The organism is Kiloniella sp., assembly GCF_048259265.1.
In the GTDB taxonomy this organism is placed as follows: Bacteria; Pseudomonadota; Alphaproteobacteria; order Kiloniellales; family Kiloniellaceae; genus Kiloniella.
Genome location: NZ_JBLXHT010000007.1, coordinates 133,128 through 151,686, shown reverse-complemented (window position 1 = coordinate 151,686; position 18,559 = coordinate 133,128). Strand labels below are relative to the sequence as shown.

Annotated in this window: 19 protein-coding genes; 12 read left to right on the top strand and 7 right to left on the bottom strand. The window is 44.5% G+C overall.

Translation table 11 applies throughout. From position 1 onward, the window contains the following. Position 1: 1 nt before the first annotated feature. The gene (locus ACN0QW_RS12790; protein ID WP_417432015.1) at positions 2–1,033 is read right to left on the bottom strand and encodes a homoserine dehydrogenase; all 1,032 of its coding nucleotides are present in this window, start codon (positions 1,031–1,033) and stop codon (positions 2–4) included. A 140-nt stretch (positions 1,034–1,173) separates the two neighbouring features. On the opposite strand from ACN0QW_RS12790, the gene ACN0QW_RS12785 reads away from it, so the two are divergent. Then, positions 1,174–1,503 (top strand): hypothetical protein, encoded by a 330-nt coding sequence (locus tag ACN0QW_RS12785; protein ID WP_417432014.1) that lies wholly within the window; start codon positions 1,174–1,176, stop codon positions 1,501–1,503. A gap of 243 nt (positions 1,504–1,746) precedes the next feature. Beyond that, positions 1,747–2,613: a substrate-binding periplasmic protein gene (locus ACN0QW_RS12780; protein ID WP_417432013.1), complete on the top strand. Its 867-nt coding sequence runs from the start codon at positions 1,747–1,749 to the stop codon at positions 2,611–2,613. A 167-nt stretch (positions 2,614–2,780) separates the two neighbouring features. Here the strand turns inward: ACN0QW_RS12780 and ACN0QW_RS12775 are convergent, their stop codons facing one another. Beyond that, positions 2,781–4,277 carry a DEAD/DEAH box helicase gene (locus tag ACN0QW_RS12775; RefSeq protein ID WP_417432012.1) on the bottom strand — a complete coding sequence of 499 codons (1,497 nt, stop codon included), beginning with the start codon at positions 4,275–4,277 and terminating at the stop codon, positions 2,781–2,783. Positions 4,278–4,726: 449 nt separating this feature from the next. Between ACN0QW_RS12775 and ACN0QW_RS12770 the strand changes: the two genes are divergently transcribed. Then, positions 4,727–5,119: a helix-turn-helix domain-containing protein gene (locus ACN0QW_RS12770; RefSeq protein ID WP_417432011.1), complete on the top strand. Its 393-nt coding sequence runs from the start codon at positions 4,727–4,729 to the stop codon at positions 5,117–5,119. A gap of 64 nt (positions 5,120–5,183) precedes the next feature. Here the strand turns inward: ACN0QW_RS12770 and ACN0QW_RS12765 are convergent, their stop codons facing one another. Further along, on the bottom strand, positions 5,184–5,765 hold the full coding sequence (locus ACN0QW_RS12765) for an NAD(P)H-dependent oxidoreductase (protein ID WP_417432010.1): 582 nt from the start codon (positions 5,763–5,765) through the stop codon (positions 5,184–5,186). Between the two features lie 620 nt (positions 5,766–6,385). Between ACN0QW_RS12765 and ACN0QW_RS12760 the strand changes: the two genes are divergently transcribed. From ACN0QW_RS12760 to ACN0QW_RS12750, 3 genes are all read left to right on the top strand, one after another. Beyond that, entirely contained in the window at positions 6,386–7,186 is an 801-nt protein-coding gene (locus ACN0QW_RS12760; RefSeq protein ID WP_417432009.1) for a hypothetical protein, read from the top strand. Positions 7,187–7,260: 74 nt separating this feature from the next. After that, positions 7,261–7,689, top strand: coding sequence for a hypothetical protein (locus ACN0QW_RS12755; protein ID WP_417432008.1), 429 nt, complete (start codon positions 7,261–7,263; stop codon positions 7,687–7,689). 16 nt (positions 7,690–7,705) lie between these two features. Further along, complete coding sequence (locus ACN0QW_RS12750; RefSeq protein ID WP_417432007.1) at positions 7,706–7,987, top strand: hypothetical protein; 282 nt, start codon at positions 7,706–7,708, stop codon at positions 7,985–7,987. A 205-nt stretch (positions 7,988–8,192) separates the two neighbouring features. Here ACN0QW_RS12750 and ACN0QW_RS12745 read toward each other — a convergent pair whose 3' ends face one another. After that, the gene (locus ACN0QW_RS12745) at positions 8,193–9,455 is read right to left on the bottom strand and encodes a cysteine desulfurase-like protein (RefSeq protein WP_417432006.1); all 1,263 of its coding nucleotides are present in this window, start codon (positions 9,453–9,455) and stop codon (positions 8,193–8,195) included. A 131-nt stretch (positions 9,456–9,586) separates the two neighbouring features. Next, the gene (locus ACN0QW_RS12740) at positions 9,587–10,543 is read right to left on the bottom strand and encodes a helix-turn-helix transcriptional regulator (protein ID WP_417432005.1); all 957 of its coding nucleotides are present in this window, start codon (positions 10,541–10,543) and stop codon (positions 9,587–9,589) included. 59 nt (positions 10,544–10,602) lie between these two features. On the opposite strand from ACN0QW_RS12740, the gene ACN0QW_RS12735 reads away from it, so the two are divergent. After that, complete coding sequence (locus ACN0QW_RS12735) at positions 10,603–10,755, top strand: hypothetical protein (protein WP_417432004.1); 153 nt, start codon at positions 10,603–10,605, stop codon at positions 10,753–10,755. Between the two features lie 71 nt (positions 10,756–10,826). Continuing rightward, entirely contained in the window at positions 10,827–11,975 is a 1,149-nt protein-coding gene (locus ACN0QW_RS12730; protein ID WP_417432003.1) for a P1 family peptidase, read from the top strand. Positions 11,976–12,004: 29 nt separating this feature from the next. Here ACN0QW_RS12730 and ACN0QW_RS12725 read toward each other — a convergent pair whose 3' ends face one another. After that, entirely contained in the window at positions 12,005–12,403 is a 399-nt protein-coding gene (locus ACN0QW_RS12725) for a hypothetical protein (protein ID WP_417432002.1), read from the bottom strand. A gap of 298 nt (positions 12,404–12,701) precedes the next feature. Between ACN0QW_RS12725 and ACN0QW_RS12720 the strand changes: the two genes are divergently transcribed. The 4 genes from ACN0QW_RS12720 to ACN0QW_RS12705 all read left to right on the top strand — a co-directional run bounded on the left by ACN0QW_RS12720 (position 12,702) and on the right by ACN0QW_RS12705 (position 17,204). Beyond that, positions 12,702–13,199: a DUF1499 domain-containing protein gene (locus ACN0QW_RS12720; RefSeq protein WP_417432001.1), complete on the top strand. Its 498-nt coding sequence runs from the start codon at positions 12,702–12,704 to the stop codon at positions 13,197–13,199. Positions 13,200–13,476: 277 nt separating this feature from the next. Then, the gene (locus tag ACN0QW_RS12715; protein WP_299371787.1) at positions 13,477–14,142 is read left to right on the top strand and encodes a hypothetical protein; all 666 of its coding nucleotides are present in this window, start codon (positions 13,477–13,479) and stop codon (positions 14,140–14,142) included. A gap of 66 nt (positions 14,143–14,208) precedes the next feature. Continuing rightward, on the top strand, positions 14,209–15,894 hold the full coding sequence (locus ACN0QW_RS12710) for a methyl-accepting chemotaxis protein (RefSeq protein ID WP_299371785.1): 1,686 nt from the start codon (positions 14,209–14,211) through the stop codon (positions 15,892–15,894). 32 nt (positions 15,895–15,926) lie between these two features. Beyond that, complete coding sequence (locus ACN0QW_RS12705) at positions 15,927–17,204, top strand: hypothetical protein (protein WP_417432000.1); 1,278 nt, start codon at positions 15,927–15,929, stop codon at positions 17,202–17,204. 468 nt (positions 17,205–17,672) lie between these two features. Here ACN0QW_RS12705 and ACN0QW_RS12700 read toward each other — a convergent pair whose 3' ends face one another. After that, positions 17,673–18,254 (bottom strand): DUF6151 family protein, encoded by a 582-nt coding sequence (locus tag ACN0QW_RS12700; RefSeq protein WP_417431999.1) that lies wholly within the window; start codon positions 18,252–18,254, stop codon positions 17,673–17,675. Positions 18,255–18,559 lie beyond the last annotated feature (305 nt).

The following is an 18,559-nucleotide window of genomic DNA, read 5'->3' as shown; positions in this document are numbered from 1 at the left end:
TCTACAAAGCGGCGTTATGAGCCCTGTTCTCAAAAATATTCACGGCATCGCGTAACATGGATGCGGCGGTAGGGACAGGTTCGCGTTCCCAGAGTTTGTGGTACATGATGCCATAGATGTCAGTGTGAAGTTCCACCGCCATTTCCCACCCTGTGCAATGGGCAAGGAAACTGTCTTGTGGCAGGGCAATGGGTTCAACCGAGAGCTTGTCATTTTCGTATTTGGCAACCAGCTTGATTTGTTTGCCTTCAGTTTGGGCGGTTTTCAAATTGGCTTCGGTAATCTTTTCGATGCCAGTAACATCAACATCCTTGAGGGTGACAGTCTGACCTAAAATACTATTGGCAATAATGACCAGTTTGTTCGCGGTATCCCAGCCACCCACATCAAGGCTAGGGTCTGCTTCGGCAATGCCGCGTTCTTGTGCCTCGGCCAGTGCATCGTCATAGGAACGCCCCGTTGCCATTTCATCCAGAATAAAGTTACTGGTGGAATTGAAAATACCTTGAAGCTTGTTGATGTCAGCGGCGATCAAATCGCGTCTGCCGATATTGAGAATTGGCAGGCCGCCGCAGACCGTCGCACTCATTTCCAAGGCTGCGCCAGATCCCCGTGCGAGGTTCTGTAGCTCTTCATAGGCAAGTGTCACCGGCCCTTTGTTGGCAAGGACGACAGAAATACCCATGGATAACGCTTTGCGGGTAATGCCCAGTCCGGGGTCACCGGTTTCTAAATCGACGGGGGAGGCTTCGAAAACCAAATCAATTTTGGTGTCTTCCAGAACATCCTGAATGGACGCGCCTTTTCTGAAACCCTGAAAAGAAGAAGCCCGTTCACCAGCATTTTTGTGGTTAATGATGGCCTTAGCTTCAAAACCAGCCGGATTAACAGCAACGCCAGAACTATCGGAAACGCAAACAATCTGAAAACAAATACCGTGATCGCGGTGCAATCTTTCTTGTTTATTGATCAGGATGGTCAAAAGGTTTTTGTTCACGGAACCAAGGCCAACAAGGGCCGTTTTGATAATCATGAAATGTGCTCTCAAAGAAATCTTGTTAAATAATACACTGTGTAAATAATATACTGGGAATGAAGCACTTTAAAAGTATTCTTTGCAAGCTCTGCGTGTGTGGTTTTTGTTGAAAATAATGAAAACAGGACCATTTTAGAATGAAGCTCGGGGAGGCACTTAATTTGGAAGGCATTATTTCAACCCTTTTTATAATTGTAATCGTGGCTTTTTGGAACGTTATCAGAATGGCGGTTTTCAGAATATTTTACCAGATCATCATTCTGTCGATCTGGCAGGCTTTTAAATGGTGGGGAGAGCTTTGGATAAAGGGCGTTCGCTTTGTGTCGCCTCAAAGCCTGCGAACGGCAATTTATTGCCCCATAATAACAAAGACATTGGGGTGCTTATTGGCGATTGCCATTAATCCGATTTCTATCAGCATGATTGTTTATCACTGGCCCGATATCCGGCCTTTGATTGCGGGGTAATCAAGGGTGATTTTTCACAAGTTCCCTGAAAAAGACGCAGTGAAAGATACTGTGAAAAACTCTGTAAAAATCCGAGATCTCTATGGAAACCTCTGCGAAGATTTTTGTGGAAACTGATAGGTTTTGAAATCGAGCCTCTGAAATAGAGAAAAAGATCTGAGAAAATAAGATAAAGCTGATAGTATGTAAGGTGTAGGACAAGATTCTAACGTGAGGGGTACAACACGACGTTAGGAATCTGGCATGAATAGCAATGCGAGCTGGTTGAATATCAAAAGCGGTCTAAAGCAAGCTTTACGGCGCTTATGTTTGGTTGTTGGCTGTTGTCTTGCGGTCCCGTCCTTGTCGTCTGTTTCTGCTTTTGAGCAAAGCAAAACATCTTCCCCGGTTGGCGAACCGTCTTCTGAATATCCCCTTACGGAACGCAAGCTTGTAATCGGTGTGTCCGAATGGGCGCCCTATATGGGGTATGGTTTACCTGATCATGGTCTGGTTGTTGATGTCTTGAAAATCGCCATGAAACGCGCAGGGATCGATGTAGAAGTGAAGGCTATTCCTTGGTCACGTCTGCTCAAGGAAACTTATGACGGCAAAGTCGATCTGATTCCAGGACTTTGGTATCAACAGGATCGGGGTGAGAAGATTGCCTATGGTTCGGTTCTCGCTGAAAATCGATTGGTTTTGATTTCACATAAACGCGACCCGCGCCGTGTTAATACCATAAATGATTTGAAAAACCGTTATGTGGGCATTGCTCAGGATTATGCCTATCCAAAGGCCTTTGCCCAAGCAACACACTTTAAACGTGACGTTTCCAAAAATTTGGAAATTATTCTCAAAAAATTAGAAGATGGTCGGGTTGATGCTGCTCTTGCTGATGAACTCGTCGCGCGTCACACTGCGAATTTACTCTTTCCCGGTCGCACAGTATTTTATTATGGCACCGAAGCAATCGACGTCAAAAACCTTTATATCGGCATCTCGCGTAAAACCCGCGGATACGAAGCGATTTTGCAGCTGATTGATAAGCATCTAAGCGCGATGAAAGCGGATGGAACCTATCGCAACTTACTAGTCAAACACGGTTTGTTGGACCTCAACAGTCAGTGACTGTGCGTGATTGAAATCATAAAAGCTTAAGGCCGTGAAAACCAAGGACTTGTCGATCCAATTTGTAGGGTGTTTTGAAATCGCAAGGGTACCACCAGCTATCGTTAATCTGATCAACGATAGCTTAGATGGTTTTTACCCGAGGGTTCAATATAATCCGCTTTAAGTTAGACAGAACTGGTTTTTCGACCTGATCTGTTTCCGGTTTGGTTTCCGGCTTTATTACCCGGCCGATTTCCGGGTCTGCTTCCGGGTTTACGATTTGGTTTGCCCGCTGGTTTTTCGGATGTTCTGCCCGCCGGATTACCAGCTGGCCTGCTGTTTGCGTTGGTGTTGGTTTTTCCCTCAGCATTTTGTGAATTTCCAGATGCTTGTTGTGACCCGGAACGCCGATTTTTATTACCCGTTTTATTACCCGTTTTATTTCCGGCTCTGCCTTTTGGTGATCCGCCACGGGCGTTTCTGCTTGGGCGTCCGCCACGGTTATTACTATCTTTTTTTGCACCAGCGGGGGCGGCGGCCATACCTTCTTCGTGGTAAGGGTGCTCTTCAAAAACAGGCACGCTTTGGCGGATATTCTTTTCAATATCTTTCAGATAAGCACGTTCTTCATGATCACAGAAGGAGTATGAAATACCAGTGGCACCTGCGCGGGCTGTACGTCCTATGCGGTGAACATAACTATCCGGTTCATTCGGAAGCTCAAAGTTGATGACATGGGTGACACCATCCACATCAATGCCGCGCGCAGCAACATCGGTGGCGACAAGCGCACGGATCGCGCCATCACGAAAGTCAGCCAAGGCACGTTGACGGGCGTTTTGGGATTTATTGCCGTGAATAGCGGCAGAGGTAACGCCCAGTTTTTCCAAAAACTCTGAAACGCGGTTCGCGCCGTGTTTTGTTCTGGTGAAAATCAGAACCCGTTTAATCGCATCGTCTTTGAGGACATGTCCCAGCAAGTCACGTTTGCGGCTTTTGGGCACCATCATCACATGCTGTTCAACCTTTTCAGCGGTGGTGGCCGCAGGGGCAACCTCTACACGAACGGGGTTGATCAGAATGGTGTTGGCCAGTGTGGTAACGGATTTGGGCATCGTCGCGGAAAGCAGAACTGTTTGCCGTTTATCAGGCAGTTCCTTGATGATCTTCTTGATATCGCGAATAAAGCCCATGTCGAGCATCCGGTCGGCTTCATCAAGAACCAGAAATTCAACTTCGTTTAGCTTGATATGTCCCTGAGACATCAGGTCAAGCAAGCGGCCGGGCGTTGCGATCAGGATATCAACGCCGGGGGCCATTGCTTTGATTTGTGGTTTTTCTGACGCGCCGCCGAAAACAATGGTGCTGCGCAGGTGCAGATATTTGGAATAGTCGCGGACGTTATCTGAAATCTGAATGGCAAGTTCGCGTGTCGGGGCCAGGATCAGCGACCGTGCTGTCTTGGCCTTACGCTTGCCTTCGCCTTTGAGCAAATACTGGATCAATGGCAATGAAAAGGCAGCGGTCTTTCCGGTTCCCGTCTGGGCGACACCAATCAGATCTTTTCCCTCCATAATGTTGGGAATAGCCCGTGATTGGATCGGGGTCATTTGTTCATAGCCCCCTTCCTTAATCGCACGAAGAATAGGGTCACGGAGGCCGAGATCGGAAAAGTTGCTCATTATCGCCAAATATCAAATTAATAGAATCAGATTTCACTATAGCTGAATAGCCCACCTGTCAATCAACGATCCTGCGGGGCAGCCATGTCAGGAGACGTATTTCAGGCTGAAAAAGAACCCGCACAGGAAAGTTGCGTGTTGTGAGGGCGTAAGGATAAATCGGATAGGTAAAGAAAGGGAAAAGATGAATATCTGGTTTCCTAAAGCGTTGCGCTAAAAGTGATTTTATAGCTGCGAAAAGAAAATTTCCCGTATAACTGTTATTAATATCAATTATTTAGGTTGAGTTTCTACGGTCGTTATTAAAGTTTTTCTTGCGATGGCTGACTCAAAAGTGTATCCCTTTAGCACTACCCAAAGGGATGCACTTTTAATGATTTGATTTGTTCAAGTGGTATTCCCAAAGGGCATGAATAGAGTATTTTGTTGAATTGTATTAGGAATTTTTTATGACATATATCACCATGGGCGAACGTATCGAGGCAGCACGTAAAAGTAAGGGATTAAGTGCATCGCAGCTTGCGCGCCGTGTCGGTGTTAAAGTCTCAACCATGAATAATTGGGAAAGTGATCGTTCTGAACCTCGCGCGAACAAGCTTGTTGCGCTGGCAGGTGTGTTGAGCGTTAATATGATTTGGTTGCTGGAAGGATCAGAAGATAATACCAGCTTGCCGCCAAATGTAGAAGTTGTTGAGACCGCAGATCTGCAGAGCAAGATTAACCGCCTGCAGTCGATGCACGAACGTATGGTACAACTTCTTTTTGAAATTTCCAGCGAAGTAAACCGCGTTCAACGTGGCATCAAAGAAGATCAGGCCGAGCAGGACGCGGCCCAACTTTAAAGTATTGTTCTATAATTTTTAATTCTGAAAATTGAATTTATAAAAGTGGATTGTTTAATTTGGTTTAAAATCGTGTTCTGATTTTCCGAATAAAACGATCCACTTTTTCTTTGCTTAGGCTTTCGCTACCATAAAGAGAAAGCATCTGAAATCGGCATTTGGGCGCACAGGTGCCTAGGATCGCGGTTTTAAGGACACGTCGAACCGGTTGTCGTAAAATCAACAGATCAACCCATCTGGGTGAGCCAAGGGTAGTAATGACCTTCATCTCAACCAGGTTGTCGAGCTTGGGCAAAATAGCCTTGTTGTTATCTGCGTGATCATAGGCATGACCCGGCGCCCACACCCGATCAAACCACCCCTTGAGGATGGCGGGAAAACCAAACCACCAGGTCGGAAAGATCAGCACAAGGCTCTGTGTTTCTTTGAGCTGTCTCAGGTCACGTTCCAAAGCACTACTATCAAACTCTTCCGTAAAATAACTTTGCCGCTCAGCATGGGTCAATGCAGGTGAAAAGCTTTCCGCATAGAGATCCTTGACCGTAATCTCGTACCCCTTGGCCTTCAAATGCGCAATTGTCTCCTTCGCAAGATGTTTGCACAAACTATCCTCTAACGGATGCGCAATAACCACCAGACATTTCACGGCATTTTCCTTAGCTCATAAGTTATTTTAATTTGGTATCTATACAGTATTGCAACTATTGATAAGTTTAAAGAGTATGGTGTTTTTAAGTTGTTGTTGATGTTGTTATCAAAGAGTTTAAATCTGTTTTTGTCAGGGACGATACCTGTTGTTGACGATTATTGAGGGCTCAAATCATTTCCGATTAAGTTTTTATGGTTTAAGTGCAAATGCAAAAGATATTGAAAATATTGTTAGTTATAGCAGCGTTTGGTGTTTTCTTGCCTGTTAGCTTCGTTTTGTTCGGCTACATAGTACTTTCTATCCCGCCATTCAGTCATGCGGTTTTACCCGATTATGGTACATATATTGCGGTTGGTTTATCTGTGTTACTTAGTCTTCTCGTGTCTTTATTTCTGTCCTGGAAAGTATACAGGCGATTGATGAAGAGAGAGCAAAGAAATGTTTGATGAAATGAAAAATGCCCTATTGCGAGGAAGAGGATGTGGGTATTCTCATTGCTAAATGAGTGACATACGATGATTGATACAACAGCTAATGGTGAAACGCGAAATGTGTCATTTAATGTTTCAACTATTGATGATCATGACGAGTATATAATTGAAACAAAAAGAACGTAAATGTTAACTGAAATTACAGAATATACAGAGCTACTTGCATTACACAAAGCGCTATTGGAGGCAAAGTTCTGTGCTTTACCATCTAACCCAGACGTTGCCCTAAGCCCTGTTGTTTCTAACTTGCATCAGAAGATTATTAATCAGCTAATCAAATATGAAATAGAGGTTGGTGGAGTTGAGGCAAAAAGTAAATGGGATGAATGGTTGCTTATTTCTCCTCAGCGTTTGGAGTGGAGAGCGGCAGTTAAGAGAGCTGCTGAGAAAATAGATTGGGATGACTTACCTCTTAATGAAAAAGAGAAGTACAGCAAGATTTTAGTGGTCCCTTTTTTCCTTGATAACGAAGAACTCGGTATTTTTATCGATCACGCTAGTTTATTGCATCAGATATATAAAAATGATCAAAATTTTACATCTAGTTCAGATAAGTGGGCAAAGGCAGTCGCATACGTTAAATATGAATCCAAATGGGAGAAAATGAATAGAGAAGAACAAAAAAATTATTTATGTGAATTAACGTTACTTAATTCAATTTCTGACAGTGAGTATGAAGATTTTAAAAGTGAAATTTCTATAGCCTCTAAACTTGATGGTAACAGTCTTAATCCAATAGATGCCCGTTTGAAAATCAGCACTCATGATACTCAATGGTCAACTGTACTTTGCGCTATAAAAGAAAACCCTTTCTGGGAAAAGATGTATTTTTTTGAAAAGAAAAGATATGTCGATAACCAAATATGGCCTTATGAAACCTCTTTTGAGCAAATTAAAGAGATTAATGACATTGTATCAAAAGACTAAGCAGGTTTGTTGTTTGTATTTCTAATTATGAATTTTCTTAAAGTCCAAGAGAACCTTGAGTAAAGAGTTTAAACATGTCGATATTCTCCATCTCGTTATCGGATACCCCAATAATTCATTATGATGAGCCCTGTGCCTTGGGAACCATCAAGATTGATAATTTCCAAGAGGATTTTCATGCCCCACTTACATACTGGAGTATCGATGATTATCGAAAGCAGTGGGCAAAAGCATGTCAGGAGTTGTTAAGTGGTAGCGACAAGGAGGCTTTGATGGTGACCATGTATGATCCTGAGTATGCAAATCTCCTCATGACATGGTCGATGTATAAGGTGGAAAATATGGTTTATATTCAGAATACGATATTGTTTCTTGATCAAGTATCGTTTGATGAGGCTAACATTGCCAAAAGTATCTCAGACCGAGAAATCATGTCTGAAGATGGTGAACGAATTTCTGAATGGTCAGTCTCTATTGATGCCATAGAAAAATTTGCCAGGTAATTTAGGATAGGACTTATTGGATCAGATGCTAATTACGAAGAATGAGGTTGTTGATATATTTTCAAAACTTCTAGCAGGAAAGATTACCAGAGAAGATGCTAATTGTTGGGCATGTGAAAAAATGTATGCATTTGATTCCGATAAACTTGAGTTTTCTCCACCTGAAAATAAAGAATTATTATGGTCAGGGGGGATGGATCTTATGTTAGTTGATAGTCAAATGTCACCTGACGAGTATATGTATTCTTTAGAAGAAATAGATGAAGTTTATCGAAAAAAATGGGTAGATAATCTATAGCGGAATGATCAACCTCAAGAAGATCAATTAACTATTGTCTTTATAGAAAATAATTTCATTTTTTTGTGGAAAAGGCCCATCAGGATAAGTTCCTTCTGGGCCTGCTTTTCAAAACTCTTCTAATTTGTCCCTTCGCCGGAACTGGTCCAGTTATTACAAGTGTGATCGTTTTTATCTTCTGGGAAATAGGCTGTGCCGCCGGTCTTTAAACGTTGCTTACAATGCCCTCAATTGAACCCAGAATAGCCTCTACTTCCTCGGCGGTGTTATAGTGGGCAATGCCAATGCGCAAGATGCCTTCGTCCATTGGAATACCTAGGCTTTCAACCACGCCGATGGCATAGTTATGACCACTCCAGACGAAGATGTTTTCTTCGCTTAAAGCCTTTGCGAGAGGATCCGGCTTTACTTTGTTGTGGCGGATAGACACGGTGGGTACACGTGCTTTCATCTGGTTCTGTGCGGTGGGGCCAAAGATTTCCACGCCGTCAATTTCTTGCAAACCTTTGATCAGTTGGCTGGTCAGGGTTTCTTCGTATTCGATTGCGGCGTTGAAAGCCGTGGTCATCTGTGCGCGGCGAGATCCGGTCTGACCCAGTTCGCCGCCTAGCCACGCGTAATAATCTATGGCGGCGGTCAGGCCAGCCAAGAGTTCTATAGCCGGTGTTCCTGTTTCATATTTGGTCGCCAGCGTTTCCGGCACGCAGCGGCATTTATAGGCGTGCATTTTCTCGAGTATTGATCGTTTGCCCCAAAGAACCCCGATATGTGGGCCAAAGAACTTATAGGACGAACAGATCAGGAAATCACAGCCCAAGTCTTTGACGTCAATTTGGTGGTGTGGGGCCAATTGAACGGCATCGACATACACCAGCACATCTGATTTATGGGCTTCGGCAATAATGGATTTAACGTCGTTGATGGCACCGGTCAGGTTGCTGGCATAGTTCAGGGCCAACAACTTTGTTTTATCGGTGATCAGGCTTTTGATATGTTCCGGTTCGATCTTCCAGCTTGCCTTGTCAAAGTCGGCCCACTTGATCACCAGATCCAAATCCTGCGCAATTTCTAACCATGCGGCAACGTTACCTTCGTGATCCATCCGGGTGACGATAATTTCATCCCCCGGTTTGAAGTCACGACAGATACTGCGCGACATGTGCATGGTCAGTGTTGTCATTGTGGCACCGATAATGATTTCGCCGGGATCATCAGTCCCCATGAAATCCGCCATGGCAAGATGGCAATCATCAACGACCTTTTCTGCGGCAATGGATGTTGGGAAGTATCCGCCAAGGTTGGCATTGGCATTGAGAAAACAGTCCGAAACAGCCTCAATAACGCGCGATGTTACCTGTGTTCCGGCGGGATTATCCAGATAGATCCGCCGTTTTTCTTTGCCGTTCAGGGTGTCCGTCAGAGACAGAGAAGGGAATTGTGCGCGAACGCTTTCGATTGGGAAGGTCATGTTGTAATCCTCAAAAACCACTTTGTTCTATAAGGATTGTTGTCAGGCCTCTTTTATTTGAACAATCATCCTAAAGGATGAGTTTGGGGGAGCTTTCCCTCAAAAGAGAGAATGCTATGCCTTGTGATGCCTTAGTGATGCCCTTTTTGGGGGGGGCGAGAGGACATATGGGATGACATGAGCGCAAAAAGCTCTGCCTGTGATGAAATACCGAGCTTGCGATAGAGATTGCGTCGGTGGGTTTTAACTGTTGGCAAGGCTATGCCGAGGTGAAGACCGATGGCTTCTGATCCGTAGCCAGAGAGGATTAAATCCATAATATGCTTTTCGCGGCGGGTCAGAAAATCTGGCGCAGACAAAAGCGGTTGACTACGTGTGGTGTGCCCCGGTGTGGTGTGATTTAGTGTCGAGTGACCTAGGCCAAGGGTTTCACAATGCTTTTTGATGGCGCTGATGATAATGGGCACCAATTCTTGTGACTGTTCAAGCAAGGGGGCGCCTTTGTCGGTGTGATCAATCTTTTGCGATAGAGAAATTTCGATCACATCATCACCGGGCAGAGGAACCGCCAGCATAAGTTCCTGCATGCCCAATGGCCAGCCATCGGTGACATAACCGATTTCTTCCTTGTGATCCGGCCGCATCTTGTAATCGGCGTTGGTTCTGGTTTTCTCTGTATAGAAACGGGCTTGAGCTTTCCCTGTTTGGACTTTTTGGGCTTGAGATTTTCTGGTCTGGGCTTCCCGTGACAGGGCTTCCATCGTATGCAGGCCGGGTTTAAGGCCTTCGCGACAGGCGTGGTAAAAGGGGTTGATCTGCCACGTGCTTTGTAGGAAATTTTTCAAGCCTTCCCGATACCCCAGCGGGCTTAATCCATCATAGAGAACCTGTGGGCGATGTTCCTTTTCATATTGAAAAATAATACAGAATTCGTGCGGAATTACCTGTTTCATCTGTTCCGCGATCCATGGGAAAAAATTGGCATTCCCAATATTATCAATAAGCGCACTGACCCAGAGAGAGGCATTGAAATGTGTATCGCTCTGTTCAGGTTTGAAGCCTGTTGATCGTAAAATCTCACCTGACATCTTTGGTCTTTCTGACGTATGATTTGTGCTGATCGTTGATAGCTTTGCTGGATGGTGTGTTGGATTATATCACCATTATTGACGCTGTCGATTGGGTTGCAAAGTTGGTTTCTATAAAGTTTCCTGAGGCGAGTTTGACCGCTGTCTGGTTGTTAGAGAACGCGGTTATGTTGACGTTGCATGAAGTCAGATTTTTCTTGATACTTCTTTGATCATATAACTTGCTTAATTATTCAACCGGGGAAGAACCAATGATCTTTACCCAAAATGGAAACGAACAGTGATGCCTGATACTTTATCCGATAGCCAAAGGATGACACCTGCCGGGAAAATGAGAGCTGCGGGGTTAGGGTTAAAGTTTCCAGGCGAGCCGGGGCCAAACAATGCGATCACGGATGTTGCGGGGGTTAGCGTCGGTTATACCACCCTGATTGATGGTGATGGTTCTTTGAAGGTGGGGCAGGGGCCTGTGCGAACGGGAGTGACGGCTATTTTACCCCGGCCGAGGGCAGATGTGTGTACGCCGGTTTTCGCCGGGTACTTTTCCCTGAACGGTAATGGTGAACTAACCTCGTCTCACTTTCTGGAAGAAGTGGGACTGATGTCGTTGCCGATAACGATTACCAATACCCATGCCTGTGGCTTGACCCGTGATGCGACCTTGCGATGGGCTAATCGGGCTTTCCCGGATGAATTCGCAGACAGTTTCGGGCTGCCCGTTGCAGCGGAAACCTATGATGGGTTTTTAAATGACATCAATGGCTTTCATGTTACCAATGACCATGTATCCCAAGCCATCGAAGCTGCAATAGATGGCCCGATTGAAGAAGGCAGTGTCGGCGGCGGGACGGGAATGAAAAGCTTTGATTTTAAAGCTGGGTCTGGCACGGCATCTCGACGGGTACAGTACGGTGATGTGGCTTATACTGTTGGCGCTTTTGTGCAATCAAACTTTGGCAAACGGGATGATTTGACCGTTTTAGGGTCCCCCCTTGGCAAAGAGCTTTCCGAACCCAGAATGGTTGAGAAAACGAGAAGCACTGAACTTAGTTCTATCATTGGTATTATTGCGACAGATGCGCCTTTACTGCCTCATCAGCTCAAGCGTTTGGCACGGCGGGGCGCATTAGGAATGGGACAAACCGGGGGAATTGGGGCCCATGGGTCTGGCGATATCTTTTTAGCCTTTTCCACAGCCAACCGTGATGTACTGGTAACGAAAGAACAGGCTGTTCAAAACGTTTCTTTTATCCCCGATACGGATTTGGATTTTCTGTTCGAAGGGGTAATTCGATCAATGGAAGAAGCCATTATTAATTCGATGGTCGCCAACGAAGATATGGAAGGGCGCGATGGAAACTTTGTTCCTGCGCTACCGCATTCGGCCCTGAAGAAATTGGTTAAGTGGCTTCAGGAAAGGGCTGAACGATAAGGGGATAGAAAAAGGCATGTCAAAAGGTCTTACGTAAAAGACGTCGGCTGATCCTGTATCAACTGGTTGGCAAGTTTCGTCCACTCGTCAATCAGGGCTTTTGCCATAATAACCTTGCCCATGTTTTCTGGCGCGGGCGCGGGCGCGGGCGTGTCTTGGGCAACAAGCCCTTCGATAATGGCACGAACCTGTTCCGGGCTTACCTGTACCCTGAAATGGTCCGTGTTTCTGTTGTTGATATCCTGAGCTGATTTTTCCAACGGCGTGTGATGAACGACGTTGCGGATTGTCAGGGCTAGTTCAGGATTCTGTTTACGCAAAAGCTCATAAGTGAACATCAGGCTGCCGCGGCTAAAGACATCGGGGGTATTTTCAACATGCCGGGAATTTGGATCAGAGGAACAGGGGGAAGAAATTTTTAATGACATCGGGGTATTTTCCTCGCTATCCTGTTTAAGTTATTATGTTTTTATCTCACCGTTCCTGTAATTCTCTGCTATATCTTACGCGCAAAGAGTTAATGAGTATTCAATTCTTTTCAAAGAACCCGCGACACCGTGATTGTTCATTGTAAGTCGAAGATCTAACGCCCTGATTTGAGGACGGCCAGAATGATCTGAGATACCAGACATACCCGTAGGCTCATCTATAAACAGCTAAACGCTATAAACGTAAAATAAAGACAAGTGCCACGAAGCAAACTCATAGGAAGAAGAGAAAGCATTCATGATATTTTTGAAGTTGATTATGGGAGCCTTGATCGGGATCAGTCTTCTTTTGCTGGTTGCTTTGGTCTTTATCGGCCGGGATAGGGGCCTCGCGCTGTTTTTTGGTCCGGTTGACGAACAAAAAATTGATTTTGTAACGTTGTCGCTGGCGCCAACGCCAAATCAGTTTCTGGTCTGCCCCAAAGGTTATTGTAATGCGCCAAGCGATCTTGAAAGCCCGGTGTATAACCTTTCGGTGGATGCACTAAAGGCCGAATGGATGGCACTGATGAATAAGCAGCCGCGAATAGAAAGAGAGGCTGTGGATAGCGAAAACCTTCAGTACGATTTTATTCAACGAACAAAATGGATGCGTTATCCCGATAGCATTACTGTTCGCTTTATTCCTCTAGGGCCGACAATCTCTACTCTGGCGATTTATAGCCGTTCTCACTATGGGAAAGATGATTTTGGGGTGAATGAACAGCGGATAAAGAACTGGCTATCCGAACTGTAAGTCGGGCTATAAGCTTGGTTATAAGTTTGTCGGTTCGATTTTATGGGAGCCAGAAACAGGGAGCCAGAAACAGGGAACCAGAAATAGGGAACCAGAAACAGGGAACCAGAAACAGGTTTAAATGATTCTTAATGCCTTGGCCATACTATCATATGTTTGGCAATCTATGGTTAGATTTTTGGTATTTGAATTGCACAGGATCTGAATGAACTGACGCAGACCAGACTATACACAGAAATATGTGGCCATAGGAAAAACGTTTTGGGAAAGGAACGTTATGAGCATGTTTTTCGGTTTTCTGTTTAAGAAAACAAAACGATTAGCTGTTACACCTAAATTTGGATTTCGCACCAATGTCTGTGCATGTTTACTTGCGGCGACTATTTGGGGACACCCAGTTTATGCTGAAACGACAGCCCCTTCAAAAAGCCTGATTGATGATGCTGCGGTTGAAACGATTAAAGAGTGGCTTAAAAATGCAGTCGTCGAAATTTCTATTACCGCACAGAATAAAAAGTATGGTGCAATCTCTCAGAGTGAAGTGGATACCCTGGATAAGCAGTGGCGCGCAGAGCGGGATAAAGAAGATCAGCCACTGATCGCAACAACATTGAGTAGCCCGCTATCAAATTATCTTACACAAATTCAGGCTGGGTCCGGCGGGCTTTTTACTGAGATATTTATTATGGATGCTAAGGGTCTGAATGTTGGGCAATCAGCCATTACATCGGATTTTTGGCAAGGGGACGAGGCAAAGTTCAGCAAAACTTATCCAGAAGGACACGCCGCGATCTTTGTGGATGATCCTGAATTCCACGAGGCAACGAAGACATGGCGAACCCAGGTAAATCTAACAGTCTCTGATACTGGCAATAAGCCAATTGGTGCCGTTACTGTTGAATATAATCTAACTGAATTGGCGCGTCGGCGCGCGGGTAACTAACTTTCGGTACAGTTAGCCAATCCGTTCAACGAAGCCTAAAAGGATTTACCCCAAGAGGATTCACTAATGCAATTTTTCCGTAATTTAAAAATCGCGCATAAGCTCATTCTAAGTTTTTCTCTGCTTGTCGCAGTTACTCTTTTGATGGCAGTGGTTGCCTTCTCTGCGATCAATGATATCAAATCCGCTGATCAGGAAATTGAAAAAGCGAACAAGCTGGAGCTTGCCTTTAATCATTATAAAGAATCATTTTCTAATCAACGCCAGGGGTTGCTTTATTACCTGTTAACGGGAGATCGTTCCGGGTTACAGCAGTTTAATGATTTTGCACTCTCAACTGAAAAGTACTTTGCAGAATTAAAAACACTATCTGCTGGGCAAGATCAGGTAACAGGTTCGGTACAATTGTTGTCAGACCATTATCAGAACTGGGTCGATAAGTTTGCAAGTTCCCAAATTCAGTTGATGCGAAATTACCTCACGGTTAATCAGGCGCGAGCGATTGAAGTCTCGGGGTTGCCACAGGAAACAATTGCAGAATTTGATGCTGTGGCGTTAGAACTGAATAATCAGTTGAATCAAATTTCTATTGAGGCGGCTTCTGTCAAAGAAGGAGCATTTGGCAAGTTTACAATAACAATTATCGTCTCTATCTCGGTATTGGCTTTGGCGGCCATTTTCTTGGCCTTTACCCTTACCCAAGCAATTTCGACCCCGCTAAGTCGGATAACGCAAAAAATGAGTGAGCTAGCCAGCGGAGAGCTTGATATTGAAATTCAGGGTGCCAACCGTCAGGACGAAGTCGGCGGCATGGCAAGGGCTGTTGAGGTGTTTAAAGAAAATGCTATTGAGCAACGCGAAATGCGTTCATTGGAAGAAGCCAAGCAAGAAACGGAAAGAAAACGCCATGAAAGCATGGAGCGTTTAACGAGAGAGTTTGATGCAACAATGGGGAGCGGTTTAGAAGTGGTCTCCAAATCAGTTTTAGACGTTTCTCAATCTGCGACAACAATGGTTGGTAATGCAGCACAAACCGGAACCTTGTCCCAAGAAGCGTCGGGGGCGATCGAAGAGGCATCAGCAAACATTCAGACCGTTTCTGCGGCGACCACACAGTTGACGTCTTCTATTAGCGAAATTTCACGCCAGATGAACCAGACATCTGGGGCTTCACAGGCCGCTGTGACCGAAGTTGAGCAGGCCAATTCTAAGGTTGTGGAATTGAATGACGCAGCAAAAAGTATTGGTCAGGTCGTGCAAATCATTAGTGATATTGCCGAGCAGACCAATTTACTTGCTTTGAACGCAACCATTGAAGCAGCCCGAGCAGGTGATGCCGGAAAAGGCTTTGCCGTTGTGGCGAGTGAGGTCAAGCACCTTGCGACGCAAACGGGGCAGGCCACCGAGGAAATTGGCATTAAAGTTAATGAGATCCAAAACGAAACCGCCTCTGCTGCCGATGCCGTACTGGGTATTGGCGATACAATTCGCAAGATTGATGAGCTGACAGGGGCAATTGCCAGTGCTGTCGAAGAGCAAGGGGCCGCAACCAGCGAAATTGCCCGGAACGTGGAAGAAGCTGCGCAAGGGGCAAACGAAGTCGCCAGTGTTGTTCAAAAAGTTGCTCAAGCGGCAGAAGAAACAGGTAAACTTGCAGAAAATCAGCAAAGTGTGATCGGTGAAATGGGCCGTAATAATGATGCGTTAAAACAAGATATCTCTATCTTCCTGACAGAGGTAAAGGCTTTGTAATTATCGCGATTAATTTCGGAGATAAATAGGCTTTGCGAAAGATATTTGCCACTCTTTCTTTTGTTTGGTGTTTGCCGCTATCACCTAGTTCCGCCGCAGACGTAAGTGATAATGCCATTAATGTCAGAACGCATCTGCACCCGCCCTATCAGCTCTTGAAGGATAAAGAGCTGACGGGAACGGGGGTACAGGCCATGAGGTGCGTTTTTACGCAGATGGGACGCAAATACCAAATCATGCTCTCGCCACCTAATCGAAACCGACACTTGATGACCGTGGGGAAAGTGGATGGCCTTTTTCTGAAAATTCCCAATCGTGAATTAAATAAAATGGGAACTGCAACAGAACCACTTGCTGTTGAGAGATGGAAATTTTTTCGTCTTAATGGGCCATTAGATAAAACCGGTGGTCCAATTCCCAACGTTAATGACAGGATTGGTAGTGTTCTTGGATCCAACGAAGGGAGCTGGCTGAGAGAACATCAATTTGAGAAGCTTGCTTTTTCAAGTAATATGAAAAGCCTGATCAAAGTCCTGTTAAATAAACGGGTTGATTATGCCTTGGCTGATGAGGCCGCTTTTTTGCAGGCAGCTAAAGAATTAGAATTTGGCTTGGAAAATATCAGATCGTCTTTTGTGCGCTATGTTCCGCTTGTTGCTTATTTTTCTCATAACTTTGTAGAAGATAACCCCGGCTTTCTAAATGATTTTAATCGTCGGATCGATCTTTGTCCCACAGACGAAAAACAGCCAACTGCAGCCGAAGAACAAAGGCTTGCAGACCTTGCCGAGTTATATGTTTCATTTGGGGATCTGCAAGCCGTCATTGTTCAGCAGGCCCTAGAGAACAGGGAAGGCAATAGTCAAACGGATAACGAGCTACTTGATCGTAAGAAACAACAAGATGCAACCTGGATAGAAGTCCGGAAAAACAACAAAAAAACCGAAACCCCTTTTATGGCTTCTATCCTAGGGAATGGCTTGTCCAAAGAATTGAAACGCATAAAGAAAAGATCCAAAGGTATAATATCTGAAGTTTTTGTTTTTGATGATCAGGGGTATATTCTGGGCCTTAGTGAGATCACATCGGATTATTGGCAAGGTGATGAACAGAAATACAACCGTATTTTTAAAGATAACAAGCGGATAAATTTTTCACGAATTCAATTTGATAGCTCAACCCGGAAGTTTCAAATATCGGTGACAATGCCAATTTTTAATCCGGAGACAGGGCAAAAAATTGCGGGTATTACTTTTGGCTTTGATGCCGATACTTCTCTTAGTGATTATACGGCGTCAAAACCACTCTGAAGAATAAAGCAGCGTATCCGCAATTCAGTTTTCCGCAACTTATGTCACCGATAATTCTGGTTATTGGTAATTCATGAATGATGTTAAATCTATTTTAAAGACTCTCTGACAGACTAAAATTTGTTAATAAAGTGTGCTCTTTGATAAATTTGCTCGCAAGGTAATGGGGTGTTTGGCTTTGGAAATCAAAGTCCAAACAGCTGTTCCCCAAAAGACTGTTCCAAATTACTGGATCTGACAAAAAGCAAAATAATAAGGAAGATCACAATGGTACTTTTAAAACCACTTATTTCTCTTTTAAGAACTATAGGGCAAATTTTTGATGGACCTAAATCAAGAATACCTTGCCGTGTTCGAGTGAAGCCACAGCCACAGAAACGAAAATAACGCGATCTGTGTCTGATGTTGATTTCTTAATTTTAACCTGCTGTATCTAGTGGCGGCTATATTGGCTTTACTCTTTGAAATCTAATCTGAAATGGGTGTTCCATCTGACTTAAAATAAGTATTGGGTTTGTTTTTACCGCCAAGGGAATCAAGGAATAAACGCGCGAAAATCTTTATCATTAAGCTGATGGGGAATTTAGGTGCTGAACTTTCTGCTTTGGGCATTTCCGTGGATGATGTGACAGGTGATTTTATCGCGTCCTGTTCCATAACGGAATAGCGTACAGGCCCCAAACTTTTGTCGCAGGCATTATCTTTGCCCATAAAGGTGTGGACGATACCCAAGAAGGGAAGTTTGGGACCAATCATGTTTCCAGCGGGTGTTTTACAACAGTCTGTATACCAACGATAAATCCCCTTTTCTGACAGTTTTAAGTAACGCAGTTGATCCTGTCCTTGCGTGATTTCAACCTGCGATGGGGTGATTTGAAAAATCTCGGTGCCCCCAAAGGCATTAAGAACATCATCTGCGCGGTTAAGCTTTCTGGCAAAATTCTGACAATCCTCACAGTAACAAATAACACGTCTTGCTGTGCTTGGTGATATATTGCGTGCGACGCCCTTTACCTTGCCACAGGTGCATTCTAACCCGATGTCAGCCATTATTTTACCTTTGTGAAAAGTCCTGACGACTTGAATGAAATCTAACTCGGGAAATAATACTGACTTGGTGACGGAGAACAATAGTTTTTAAGGCTGCTTATTTTATTCTCATAATAAAGCTCAAAAAAATCCCCGGCTAAGGGAGGCCGGGGAAGTTAGCAAGTTGACACAAACTATACTTGCTCAGGGTAGGGAGGTTTTATGCTTTAAAAAACGATTATGGGGAGAATGGCTGTGAATACGGGGCTTTTGGGGGAAAGCCAAAAACTGTGATTGAGGGCGGTAGTGAGTTTGAAGGAAATTAT

Excerpts from the sequence above, each read along its gene's own strand:
- ACN0QW_RS12785 (WP_417432014.1), top strand. The coding sequence starts at position 1,174 with ATGAAGCTCGGGGAGGCACTTAATTTGGAAGGCATTATTTCAACCCTT.
- ACN0QW_RS12740 (WP_417432005.1), bottom strand. The coding sequence starts at position 10,543 with ATGTCAGGTGAGATTTTACGATCAACAGGCTTCAAACCTGAACAGAGC.
- ACN0QW_RS12790 (WP_417432015.1), bottom strand. The coding sequence starts at position 1,033 with ATGATTATCAAAACGGCCCTTGTTGGCCTTGGTTCCGTGAACAAAAAC.
- ACN0QW_RS12780 (WP_417432013.1), top strand. The coding sequence starts at position 1,747 with ATGAATAGCAATGCGAGCTGGTTGAATATCAAAAGCGGTCTAAAGCAA.
- ACN0QW_RS12710 (WP_299371785.1), top strand. The coding sequence starts at position 14,209 with ATGCAATTTTTCCGTAATTTAAAAATCGCGCATAAGCTCATTCTAAGT.
- ACN0QW_RS12715 (WP_299371787.1), top strand. The coding sequence starts at position 13,477 with ATGAGCATGTTTTTCGGTTTTCTGTTTAAGAAAACAAAACGATTAGCT.
- ACN0QW_RS12745 (WP_417432006.1), bottom strand. The coding sequence starts at position 9,455 with ATGACCTTCCCAATCGAAAGCGTTCGCGCACAATTCCCTTCTCTGTCT.
- ACN0QW_RS12755 (WP_417432008.1), top strand. The coding sequence starts at position 7,261 with ATGTCGATATTCTCCATCTCGTTATCGGATACCCCAATAATTCATTAT.
- ACN0QW_RS12760 (WP_417432009.1), top strand. The coding sequence starts at position 6,386 with ATGTTAACTGAAATTACAGAATATACAGAGCTACTTGCATTACACAAA.
- ACN0QW_RS12730 (WP_417432003.1), top strand. The coding sequence starts at position 10,827 with ATGCCTGATACTTTATCCGATAGCCAAAGGATGACACCTGCCGGGAAA.
- ACN0QW_RS12770 (WP_417432011.1), top strand. The coding sequence starts at position 4,727 with ATGACATATATCACCATGGGCGAACGTATCGAGGCAGCACGTAAAAGT.
- ACN0QW_RS12775 (WP_417432012.1), bottom strand. The coding sequence starts at position 4,277 with ATGAGCAACTTTTCCGATCTCGGCCTCCGTGACCCTATTCTTCGTGCG.
- ACN0QW_RS12725 (WP_417432002.1), bottom strand. The coding sequence starts at position 12,403 with ATGTCATTAAAAATTTCTTCCCCCTGTTCCTCTGATCCAAATTCCCGG.
- ACN0QW_RS12720 (WP_417432001.1), top strand. The coding sequence starts at position 12,702 with ATGATATTTTTGAAGTTGATTATGGGAGCCTTGATCGGGATCAGTCTT.
- ACN0QW_RS12700 (WP_417431999.1), bottom strand. The coding sequence starts at position 18,254 with ATGGCTGACATCGGGTTAGAATGCACCTGTGGCAAGGTAAAGGGCGTC.